The sequence below is a fragment of the Streptomyces sp. DSM 106670 genome (assembly GCF_055792845.1).
Map to the genome: position 1 here is coordinate 127,839 of NZ_CM147704.1, position 10,984 is coordinate 138,822.

The following is a 10,984-nucleotide window of genomic DNA, read 5'->3' on the forward strand; positions in this document are numbered from 1 at the left end:
CTGGGGTCAGGCGCGCCGGTAGACGGGCGGGCGCTTCTCGGCGAAGGCGCGGGCGCCCTCCTTGGCGTCCTCGGTGGCGAACACGGGCCAGCCGCGCTTGAGTTCGGCGGCCAGTGCCTCGGTCTCGGTCAGCTCGGCGCCCTCGTAGACCGAGGCCTTGACGGCCTCGACGGCGAGCGGCCCGCAGGCGTTGACCTGCTCGGCGACGGCGAGGGCCTCCGCCAGTGCGGTCCCGTCGGGCACGACCCTGCCGACGAGCCCGATGGCGGCGGCCTCGTCGGCGGTGTAGGAGCGGCCGGTGAGCAGCATTTCGAGGGCGTGGGTGCGGGGGATCTGGCGGGGCAGCCGGACGGTGGAGCCGCCGATCGGGAAGAGGCCCCGGCGCACTTCGAAGAGTCCGAAGGTGGCGCCCGCTCCGGCGATGCGGATGTCGGTGCCCTGCAGGATCTCGGTGCCGCCCGCGACGCAGGGGCCTTCCACGGCGGCGATCACCGGTTTGCGTGGACGGTGGTGGCGCAGCATCGCCTTCCAGTGGAGGTCCGGGTCGGCCGTCATCCGCTCCCGGTACTCCTCCCCCGCCATTCCGCCGCCGGCCAGCGCCTTGAGGTCCATGCCCGCGCAGAACGCGCCGCCCGCGCCGGTGAGGACGACGGAGCGGATCGCGTCGTCCTCGTCGGCCTCGATCCAGCCGTCGTGGAGGCCGACGAGCATCGGCAGCGAGAGCGCGTTCCTGGCCTGTGGTCTGTTCAAGGTGAGCACCAGCGTGGCGCCTTCACGCCGCACGGTGAGGTGTTCCGTACCGCCCATGACCGACTCCTGTCTCCAGACCTGGAACAGGTTGCAGGAGGAGGGGTCGCAGTTCAATAGTTTTCTGACAGCTCGTCAGATTGTTTCGACGCCACCTCTTCCCACTTGTGCCGCCCGGCGCTCTAATGACGGCCGAGTCGCCAGTCATCCGGGGTCAGGAGGAACGGTGGAGTACAACCTTGCCGACCTGTTCGAATCGGTCGTCGACGCGGTGCCCGACCGCGAGGCGCTCCTGTACGTCGACCATCCCGGTACGGGCGCGGAGCGGCGGCTCACCTACGCGGAGCTGGACGCCGCCGCCAACCGGATCGCCCACCACCTGATCGACGCGGGCATCCGGCCGGGCGAGCATCTGGGGCTGCACCTCTACAACGGGGTCGAATACCTCCAGACGGTGCTGGGCGCCCTCAAGGCCAGGATCGTTCCGGTGAACGTCAACTACCGTTACGTGGAGGAGGAACTGGTCTATCTCTACCGGGACGCGGACCTGGCGGCGCTGGTCTTCGACGGCGAGTTCGACGAGCGGGTCGCGGCGGCCGCCCCGCAGGCCCCGGGGCTGCGCCATCTGATCCGGGTGGGCCCTGCCGACGCTGCTCCTCCGGCCGTGCCGGTCGTGCCCTTCGCCGAGGCGGAGGAATCGGGCGCGGCCGGGCGCGGCTTCGCGGCCCGCTCCGCCGACGACCAGTTCATCATCTACACCGGCGGCACGACCGGCATGCCGAAGGGCGTGATGTGGCGTCAGGAGGACCTGTTCTTCTCGGGCCTCGGCGGCGGCGCACCGACCGGCGAGCCGGTGAAGGCCCCGCAGGAGCTGGCGGAGCGGGTCGCCGCGGGCGGCGACGGGATCACCTTCTTCCCCACCCCGCCGCTGATGCACGGGACCTCCACGCTGACCGCGTTCATCGGCTTCAACTTCGGCCAACGCGTCGTCGTGCACCGCAAGTTCGTGCCCGAAGAGGTGCTGCGGACGATCGAGAGGGAGAAGGTCACCAGTGTGTCGCTGGTCGGCGACGCGATGCTGCGTCCGCTGATCGACTGTCTGAAGGGGCCGCTGCGCGGGACGGACTGCTCGTCGCTGTTCTCCGTCTCCAGCTCCGGGGCGATCATGTCGGACTCGGTGCGGGCGGAGTTCCAGACGCTGGTGCCGACGGTGATGCTGCTGAACAACTTCGGCTCGTCGGAGTCCGGCTTCAACGGCACGGCCACCGCCGACTCAGGGCCGGAGAAGGGCTTCCGGGTACAGGTCAACGCCCGTACGGCGGTGGTCGATCCGGTCACGTACGAGCCGGTGGCCCCCGGTGAGCCGGGCCGCATCGCCCAGCGCGGCCATGTCCCGCTCGGCTACTACAACGACCCGGCGAAGACCGCCGACACCTTCTTCCGCCGGGGCGAGGAACGGTGGGTGCTGCTGGGCGACATGGCGACCGTGGACGCGGACGGCATCGTCACCGTGCTCGGCCGGGGCTCCCAGTGCATCAACACCGGGGGCGAGAAGGTGTATCCGGAGGAGGTCGAGCAGGCGCTGAAGTCCCATCCGGACGTGTACGACGCGCTCGTCGCGGGCGTTCCGGACGAGCGCTGGGGCAACCGGGTCGCCGCTGTGGTCCAACTCCGCGACGGAGCCGATGCGTTGACTCTGGAGTCGGTGCAGACGCACTGCCGGACGCGGCTCGCCGGCTACAAGATCCCCCGCACCCTGGTGCTGGCCGACCGGATCCAGCGCTCGCCGAGCGGGAAGGCGGACTACCGGTGGGCGAAGACGGTGGCGGCGGGGGCCGCGTCGAGCTGAGGGCCGCCCCGGTCGCTGATCGTCAAACGCCCCGTCGCCCATCGTCAAGGACAGGGCGGGAGGCGAACCGCAGACTGGTGGGGCGGGCGTCGGGGTGCCCGGTGCCACGGGGGTGTGCCGAGCACCTCCCCCGCCTTCGTCAGCGCGCCGGTTCCGCCCCGTCCCGGAGTCCGGCGTCGCGGTAGTCGCTGGGGGACATGCCGTGGGCGGCCCGGAACACCCGGCTGAAGTGGGCGGGCGCGCCGAAACCGCACCGGGCGGCGATCGTGTGCAGCGGTGTGTGGGCCAGGGCGGGGTCGGCGAGGTCCCGGCGGGCCCGTTCGAGGCGTCGGCTGCGGATGAGGGCGGCCACCGTGGTGCCCTCCTGCTGGAAGAGCCGGTGCAGATGGCGGGTGGAGATGTGGTGCGCTGCGGCGACGGCGGCCGGGGTGAGCCGGGGGTCGTGGAGATTGCGGCCGATGAAGGTGCGGATGGTCAGGACGAGGTTGCGGGTCCGGGTCTCCGGCGACAGGGCCGTCTCCCGGTCGAGCCCGCCGGCGAGCAGTCCGGCCGCGAGATCGAGCAGGACCCGGTTCAGCCGGGGCCCGTCGGCCGGGCCGTAGGAGTCCGACTGGTCCACCAGATGCGTGACGAACTGGCTGAACAGCGCGCCGAAGCCGTGCCGGCCGGAGAGGCTCCGGCCGAGCACCTCGTCCAGTGAGGTGCTCATCGGCAGGGGCAGCAGCGACCGGGGGAAGTCCACGCCCACCCCCACGATCGGCTCGTCGACGGTGCCGACGTCACTGGGTCTGGACACGTCGAGGACATAGAGGTCGTACGGCCCCACGGCGCTGCGCAGCCCGCCCTGTTCGACGAACACGGTCCCGCTGCCGGGCAGGACCAGCGTCATGTGGAGCAGTCCCGGGTCGGACTGCCGGATCAGCCGGGGTGTGCGCCGGTAGCGGGAGGCGTGCAGGCAGGTGGGCCAGAGCAGGGTGTCCTCGATGCGCAGGAGCCGGTGGTCGGCCCAGAAGTCGTCGGCGTACGGGCTCGTGATCTCCATGGGCGCGACGACATCGGTCATGCACTGCTGCCAGCGGGCGAACCGGTCGCTCCGCGGCAGGGCATCGGTCCTGAACCGTCCTTCGGTCAGCACGCGCCGCCGCTTCCCTTCCGGTCGGTGAGCCCGAACGACCGGATCGCCGCGAGGAATTCCTCCGGCCGGTCCGTGTGGATCAGATGCCCGGCGTCGATGGTGACCAGCTCGGCGTCCGGTATCGCGCGGACCATCCGCGCCAGCTGTTCCTGGTCGATGTGGCTGGCGGGGCCGCCGCCGATGACGAGGGTGGGCGTGGTGATCTCCGGGAACCGCCCGGGGACGGCCGGGTCGGGGTCGTTCAGCTGGGCGTCGATGTCGGGGACGACGGGCCAGTCGAAGTCGAGGTCGCCCGCCGGGCGGACGGAGAGCGGCCGGGGCGGGTCGAGCGGGAACAGGGGCGGCGCGTCCTCGATGATCAGCCGCCCGATCAGGTCCGGTTCCCGCTGGGCCAGGAGGTAGGCGGCGACCCCGCCCATGGAGTGTCCGACGACGGTCGCGCCGGCCAGGTTGCGGGCTTCCAGGAAGGCGTGCAGGTCGTCGCGGAACATCTCGAAGGAGTAGCGGCCGGGCCAGTCGCTCAGCCCGTGGCCCCGGAAGTCCGGGGCGTACACCCGGTGGTCGGCGGCCAGGTCCTCCGCGATCCGGGTCCAGGTCGCGCCGGAGCCCGCCCGGCCGTGCAGCAGGACGACGGGCGGGGCCTCGGGGGCGCCCCACACCCGGTAGGCCAGCCGGACCCCGCCGGCCTGCACGCTCAGGATCTCCGGGTCGAGGAAGGCCGCCACCGTACGGGCGAAGGCGCCGGGGTCGTCCAGCCACGGGAAGTGCCCCGCGCCGCGCTGGACGACGAACTCGGCGTGCGGGAAGAGCGCGGCGAGCTCGGTGGCCCGGTCCGGGCTCGGGTGGCCGTCGTACTCCCCGGCGAGGACGAGCACCGGCACGGTCACCTCGCGCAGGGCGGCGGCGGTGGCGGCGGGGTCGAACGCGCCGTCGGCGGCGTAGTGGTCGCGGGCCTCGTGGTTGGTCTGTCCGGCGGAGGCCGCGGCGTGGGCGCGGGCCGCCTCGTCCCAACGGCCGTAGGTGAGCGGCCGGACGGCGGGCCACAGCTCGGCGAACGGCCCGCCGGCGAGCAGCGCCTCCTGGGCGGCCCGCGCCTCGGGATACCAGGGCTCGTCGCGCCGCAGTTCGGCGGACTCGCGCAGGTCCTGGTCGGTCACCTCGATGCCCACGGCCCGGGTGCTGGGGGTGATCAGGGTCAGGGTGCGCAGCCGTTCCGGGTGGCGGGCGGCGTACAGCAGGGCGAGGTCCGCGCCCGCGGAGTGGGTCAGTACGTCGATCCGGTCGAGCCCCAGGTGTTCGCGCAGCGCCTCCACGTCGTCGACGAGGCGGTCGCAGCGGTACGTCGAGGGGTCGTCGGGCACCCCGGAGTCGCCGGTGCCGCGCAGGTCCGGCAGGACGAGCTGCCGGCGGGCGGCGAGCCCTCCGAGGTCCCCGAGATACGCGCTCGCCCGCATCGGCCCGCCGGGCAGACAGATCAGCGGTTCGCCCTCCCCCACCAGGCGATAGGCGAGCGGGGTCGTGTCGTACGCGGAGAAGATCGGCATACGCCCCATCCAAACAGGAACCCGTGTACGGACGCACCGGACTTCGCGGGGAGCTGATCCACAGCGATGTGTGCGCCCCTCTTGCCAGCGCCCCCGGCCTCCTGAATTACTGCTCCCAGGAAGATCGACCGAATGATCGGTCGCCCGCTTCGGGAGAGGAAGGGTCCTTATGACGGCCATGCTGGACGCGGCGGAACGGCTCGGCCGGGGCGAGCTGGAGGCCCTGCAACTGGAGCGGATGCGGACCACGCTGCGGCACGCGTACGACAAGGTCCCCTTCTACCGCAACGCCTTCGACCGCGCCGGGCTGAAACCCGAGGACTGCCGGACGCTCGCCGATCTGGCCCGGTTCCCGTTCACCGCGAAGACGGATCTGCGGGACAACTACCCCTTCGGGATGTTCGCCGTACCGGAGCACGAGGTGCGCAGGATCCACGCCTCCAGCGGCACGACCGGGCGTCCGACGGTCGTCGGGTACACCGAGCGGGATCTGGACCACTGGGCGGACGTGGTGGCCCGTTCGATCCGGGCGGCGGGCGGACGGCCCGGCCACAAGGTCCATGTGGCGTACGGATACGGGCTGTTCACCGGCGGCCTCGGGGCGCACTACGGGGCGGAGCGGCTCGGCTGCACGGTGATCCCGGCCTCCGGGGGCATGACCGCGCGCCAGGTCCAGCTGATCCAGGACTTCCGGCCCGAGATCATCATGATCACGCCGTCGTACATGCTGACGCTGCTGGACGAGTTCGAGCGGCAGGGCGTCGATCCGCGCTCCACGTCCCTGAAGGTCGGGATCTTCGGCGCGGAGCCGTGGACCGAGGGGATGCGCCGGGAGATCGAGGACCGGTTCGCCATCGACGCGGTCGACATATACGGGCTCTCCGAGGTGATGGGCCCGGGGGTCGCGCAGGAGTGCGTGGAGACGAAGGACGGGCTGCACATCTGGGAGGACCACTTCTATCCGGAGGTCGTGGACCCGTTCACCGGTGAGGTGCTGCCCGACGGCGAGGAGGGGGAGCTGGTCTTCACCTCGCTGACCAAGGAGGCGATGCCGGTGATCCGCTATCGCACCCGGGACCTGACGCGGCTGCTGCCGGGGACGGCGCGGACGTTCCGGCGGATGGAGAAGGTCACCGGGCGCAGCGACGACATGGTGATCCTGCGCGGGGTGAACCTCTTCCCCACCCAGATCGAGGAGATCGTGCTGCGTACGCCCGCCGTCGCCCCGCACTTCCAGCTGCGGCTGACCCGGCACGGGCGGCTGGACGCGCTGACGGTCCTCGCGGAGGCGCGGGCGGACGCGACGGGCGACGAGCGGGAGAAGGCGGCGCGGTCCATCGCGGCGGCGGTGAAGGACGGCGTCGGGGTGTCGGTGAGCGTCGAGATCGTGGATCCGGAGTCGCTGGAGCGCTCGGTGGGCAAGATCCGGCGGATCGTGGACCTGCGGGAGTCCGGCACGGGGTGAACGGCGCCGGTGACCGGCGCGTTCACACCACCGCAACACCCGTTCCCACTATGCGGACAGCTGCGCGAAAATCTCGACAGAGGGGGCCGGGCACTGCGAGTCTCCCGCTATGCATCTCGCCAACCGGTCCCTGGTCACCGCCCTGTGCTCCGCCGTCGCCCTCTGCGCCGCCCTCACGGGATGTGCCCCGCAAGCGGAGGAGAAGGCGCCGGACCGGGCCGCCGGTGCCACGGCGTCCTGCGCTCCCGGCAAGCTCGCCACCCGGGCGACCGGGAAGCTGACCGTGGGCACCGACAAGCCCGCCTACGCGCCCTGGTTCTCCGACGACGAGCCGTCCAACGGGAAGGGCTTCGAGTCGGCGGTGGCCTACGCCGTGGCGAAGGAGCTCGGGTACGACCGCGACGCGGTGGTGTGGCAGCACACGCCGTTCAACAGCGCGTTCGCGCCCGGTGCGAAGAAGTTCGACTTCGACATCAACCAGGTCTCCATCAGTGAGGAGCGGAAGAAGGCCGTCGCCTTCTCCTCCGGCTACTACGACGTGCGCCAGGCCGTCGTCGCCCTGAAGTCGTCGAAGGCGGCGAAGGCGAAGAGCGTGGCCGACCTCAAGGACGTGAAGCTCGGCGCCCAGGTCGGCACCACCAGCCTGGACTTCATCACCGATCTGGTGAAGCCGGGCGAGAAGCCCGCCGTCTACCAGCGCAACGACTTCGCCAAGTCGGCCCTGAAGACCGGCCAGGTGGACGCCATCGTGGTGGACCTGCCGACCGCCTTCTACATCACCGGGGCGGAGGTGCCGGAGGCCGAGGTGGTGGGCCAGTTCGCCGACTCCCCCGGCGATCCGGAGCAGTTCGGGCTGGTCCTCGACAAGGAGTCCGCGCTGACCTCCTGCGTGAGCGGTGCGGTGGACGCCCTACGGAAGGACGGCACGCTGGCCGCCCTGGAGAAGGAGTGGCTCTCCGACGCCGTCGACGCGCCGGTGCTCAAGTGACCCTGCACAAGACGCCGGCCGTCGTCGAGGACGGCTACGTCCCGTCCGAGCGCCGGATCGCCCGCGAGCGCCATCGGCGGGCCCGCACCCGGCGGGCCACCGCGATCGCCGCGACCAGCACCCTGGTCGTGGGCGCGGTGCTGTTCCTGCTGATCACGAACTCGCCGGGCTGGACGCGTACCAAGGAGACGTTCTTCAGCGCCCATTACGCGCGCGTCGCCTTCCCGCAGGTCCTGGAGGGCCTGTGGCTGAACCTCCGGCTGCTGGCCGTGTGCGGTGCGGCCGTGCTGGTGCTCGGTCTGCTGCTGGCCGTGGCACGGACCCTGCGCGGTCCGGTGTTCTTCCCGGTGCGGGCGCTGGCGACCGCGTACACGGACTTCTTCCGGGGGCTGCCGCTCATCATCTGTCTGCTGATGGTGGTCTTCGGGGTGCCCGCCCTGCGGCTGGAGGGGGTGACCACCGATCCGGTGCTGCTGGGCGGCGGCGCGCTGGTGCTGACGTACTCGGCGTACGTCGCGGAGGTCTTCCGAGCGGGCATCGAGTCCGTGCATCCCTCGCAGCGGGCGGCGGCGCGTTCGCTGGGGCTGAGCAGCGGGCAGGCGCTGCGCTTCGTCGTACTGCCGCAGGCGGTGCGCCGGGTGGTGCCGCCGCTCCTGAACGACCTGGTGTCGCTCCAGAAGGACACCGGTCTGGTCTCGATCGCCGGGGCGGTGGACGCCGTGTACGCGGCGCAGATCATCGCGAGCAAGGACTTCAACTACACCCCGTACGTCGTCGCGGGTCTGGTCTTCGTGGCGCTGACCATCCCGATGACCCGGCTCACCGACTGGGTGACGGCCCGGATGGACCGGCGGCGGGCCCAGGGAGGGCTGGTATGAGCACGGCGGTGGAAACAGCTCCGGTGCTGCGGATGGAGGCGGTCCGCAAGTCGTTCGGTACGTCACTGGTGCTGCGGGACGTGGACCTGGAGGTGGCCCCGCACACGGTGACCGCGCTGATCGGGGCTTCCGGCTCCGGGAAGTCGACGCTGCTGCGCTGCGCCAATCTCCTGGAGGAGGTCGACGACGGGGCGATCTGGCTGGAGGGCGAGGAGATCACGGACCCCCGGGCCGACGCGGACTCGGTGCGCCGCCGGATCGGCGTGGTGTTCCAGGCGTACAACCTCTTCCCGCATCTGACCGTGCTGCAGAACATCACGCTGGCCCCGCGCCGGGTCCACGGCCTGTCCCGGCCCCGGGCCGAGGCGGAGGCCCGGGAGCTGCTGGAGCGGCTGGGGCTCGGGGCGAAGGCGGACGAGTATCCGGACCGGCTCAGCGGCGGACAGCAGCAGCGGGCGGCGATCGTGCGGGCGCTGGCGGTACGGCCCCGGCTGCTGCTCCTGGACGAGATCACGGCCGCCCTGGACCCGGAGCTGGTGGGCGAAGTGCTCGCTCTCGTACGGGAGGTGAAGGACGACGGCATGACGATGGTGATCGCCACCCATGAGATGGCGTTCGCCCGCGAGGTCGCCGACCAGGTGTGCTTCCTGGACGCCGGAGTGGTGCTGGAACGCGGCACGCCCGAGGAGGTGTTCGGCGCGCCCCGCGAGGAGCGCACCCGGCGGTTCCTGCGGCGGATCGTGGAGGCGGGGCGGCTGTAGCGGCCGGGTTCAGGTGAGCTCGTCGCGCAGTTGCCGCTTGAGGATCTTCCCGCTGGCGTTGCGCGGCAGTTCGTTCACGAACACGACGCGCTTGGGGGCCTTGAAGGCGGTGAGCCTCTCGCGGGCGTGGGCGATGAGTTCGGTGTCGCTCGCCTCGCCGCGCAGGACGACGACGGCGGTGACGGCCTCGATCCAGCGGTCGTCCGGCAGGCCGATGACGGCGGTCTCGGCGACGGCGGGGTGGGTGTAGAGGGCGTCCTCGACCTGGCGGGAGGCGACGAGGACACCACCGGAGTTGATGACGTCCTTGACCCGGTCGACGACGGTGTAGAAGCCCTCGGCGTCACGGACGGCGAGGTCGCCGGAGTGGAACCAGCCGTCGCGGAAGGCGGCCGCCGTCTCCTCGGGCTTGTCCCAGTAGCCGGAGCACAGTTGGGGCGAGCGGTAGACGACCTCGCCGGGGGTGCCGTCGGGGACGTCCTGGCCCTTCTCGTCGACGACGCGGGCCTCCACGAAGAGGACGGGACGGCCGCAGGAGTCCATTCGGCCCTCGTGCTCGTCGGGACCCAGCACGGTGGCCAGCGGGCCGATCTCGCTCTGGCCGAAGCAGTTGAAGAAGGCCAGGTGCGGGAGGCGTCTCCGCAGCCGCTCCAGGACGGGCACGGGCATGATCGAGGCCCCGTAGAACGCCTTGCGCAGACCGCCGAGGTCGCGGGTGGCGAACTCCGGGTGGTTGGCGAGGCCGATCCAGACGGTGGGCGGGGCGAACAGGCTGTCGGCCAGACCCGCTTCGACGAGGTCGAAGACGCGGACGGCGTCCGGCGCGTCCAGGATGGTGTTCTCCGCGCCGACCGCCAGATAGGGCAGCAGGAACACATGCATCTGGGCCGAGTGGTAGAGCGGCAGCGAGTGCACGGGCCGGTCGGCGGCGCTGAGGCCGAGCGCGGTGATCGCGCTGACGTACTCGTGGACCAGGGCCCCGTGCGTCATCATCGCGCCCTTGGGCAGGGCGGTGGTGCCGGAGGTGTAGAGCAGCTGCACCAGGTCGTCGGAGGCGGGCGGGCGCCGCGGGGTGAACGGCCGTTCCGTCTCCAGGGCGTCGAGGAGAGCGCCGGGGGCGTCGCGCAGCGCGCGCACCGGGAGTCTGTCGGGGAGCCGCCCGGCGAGGTCCGGGTCGGTCAGGACGAGGGCGGAGCCGGACTGGTCCAGGAGGTAGGTCAGGTCGTCGCCGGTGAGGTTCTGGTTGACCGGCACATGGACGAACCCGGCCCGTGCGCAGGCGAGGAAGCCGATGAGATAGGCGTCGGAGTTGTGCGCGTAGGCGGCCACCCGGTCGCCGGGGGCGAGGCCGTGTTCCTCGGTGAGGACGGCGGCGGCCGTGGAGACGGCGGCGTCCAGCGCGCGGTAGGTCCAGACCCGGTCGGCGTACCGTACGGCGGTCCGGGCGGGGGTGCGCCGGGCGCTGCGGGTGAGGACGCCGTCGACTGTGCTGCTGCGTACACCTGTCATGGCGTGATCCTTGTGCGGCCCGGGCCCCGGGGTCAAGAGGCTGGATACCGACCAGACGGTTGACAGTTCCCGGGGCTCCCTGGCTGAGTGGCGCGTGGCTGTCCGGAC

9 protein-coding genes are annotated in these 10,984 nt (G+C 71.7%); 5 read left to right on the plus strand and 4 right to left on the minus strand.

The genetic code is table 11. The features are described 5' to 3' along the window. Window positions 1-6: 6 nt before the first annotated feature. Entirely contained in the window at window positions 7-807 is an 801-nt protein-coding gene (locus ACSMXR_RS00625; RefSeq protein ID WP_473170926.1) for a crotonase/enoyl-CoA hydratase family protein, read from the minus strand. 166 nt (window positions 808-973) lie between these two features. Here ACSMXR_RS00625 and ACSMXR_RS00630 point away from each other — a divergent pair, with 166 nt between their 5' ends. Continuing rightward, the gene (locus ACSMXR_RS00630; protein WP_473170927.1) at window positions 974-2,596 is read left to right on the plus strand and encodes an acyl-CoA synthetase; all 1,623 of its coding nucleotides are present in this window, start codon (window positions 974-976) and stop codon (window positions 2,594-2,596) included. 139 nt (window positions 2,597-2,735) lie between these two features. Here ACSMXR_RS00630 and ACSMXR_RS00635 read toward each other — a convergent pair whose 3' ends face one another. Both ACSMXR_RS00635 and ACSMXR_RS00640 read right to left on the minus strand, forming a co-directional pair. After that, on the minus strand, window positions 2,736-3,731 hold the full coding sequence (locus ACSMXR_RS00635) for an AraC family transcriptional regulator (protein ID WP_381795998.1): 996 nt from the start codon (window positions 3,729-3,731) through the stop codon (window positions 2,736-2,738). Beyond that, the gene (locus ACSMXR_RS00640; RefSeq protein WP_381796000.1) at window positions 3,725-5,275 is read right to left on the minus strand and encodes an alpha/beta fold hydrolase; all 1,551 of its coding nucleotides are present in this window, start codon (window positions 5,273-5,275) and stop codon (window positions 3,725-3,727) included. Before ACSMXR_RS00640 ends, ACSMXR_RS00635 begins: the two co-directional genes overlap by 7 nt. 169 nt (window positions 5,276-5,444) lie before the next feature. Between ACSMXR_RS00640 and paaK the strand changes: the two genes are divergently transcribed. The 4 genes from paaK to ACSMXR_RS00660 all read left to right on the plus strand — a co-directional run bounded on the left by paaK (window position 5,445) and on the right by ACSMXR_RS00660 (window position 9,367). Continuing rightward, entirely contained in the window at window positions 5,445-6,740 is a 1,296-nt protein-coding gene (gene paaK, locus ACSMXR_RS00645) for a phenylacetate--CoA ligase PaaK (protein WP_218527223.1), read from the plus strand. A 109-nt stretch (window positions 6,741-6,849) separates the two neighbouring features. Next, window positions 6,850-7,728, plus strand: a complete 879-nt coding sequence (locus ACSMXR_RS00650; protein ID WP_137231220.1) for an ABC transporter substrate-binding protein — start codon at window positions 6,850-6,852, stop codon at window positions 7,726-7,728. Further along, complete coding sequence (locus ACSMXR_RS00655; protein ID WP_137231218.1) at window positions 7,725-8,606, plus strand: amino acid ABC transporter permease; 882 nt, start codon at window positions 7,725-7,727, stop codon at window positions 8,604-8,606. The genes ACSMXR_RS00650 and ACSMXR_RS00655 overlap by 4 nt, the downstream gene beginning before the upstream one ends. Then, entirely contained in the window at window positions 8,603-9,367 is a 765-nt protein-coding gene (locus ACSMXR_RS00660; RefSeq protein WP_473170928.1) for an amino acid ABC transporter ATP-binding protein, read from the plus strand. The genes ACSMXR_RS00655 and ACSMXR_RS00660 overlap by 4 nt, the downstream gene beginning before the upstream one ends. A 9-nt stretch (window positions 9,368-9,376) precedes the next feature. Here the strand turns inward: ACSMXR_RS00660 and ACSMXR_RS00665 are convergent, their stop codons facing one another. Next, complete coding sequence (locus tag ACSMXR_RS00665; RefSeq protein WP_473170929.1) at window positions 9,377-10,876, minus strand: acyl-CoA synthetase; 1,500 nt, start codon at window positions 10,874-10,876, stop codon at window positions 9,377-9,379. Window positions 10,877-10,984 lie beyond the last annotated feature (108 nt).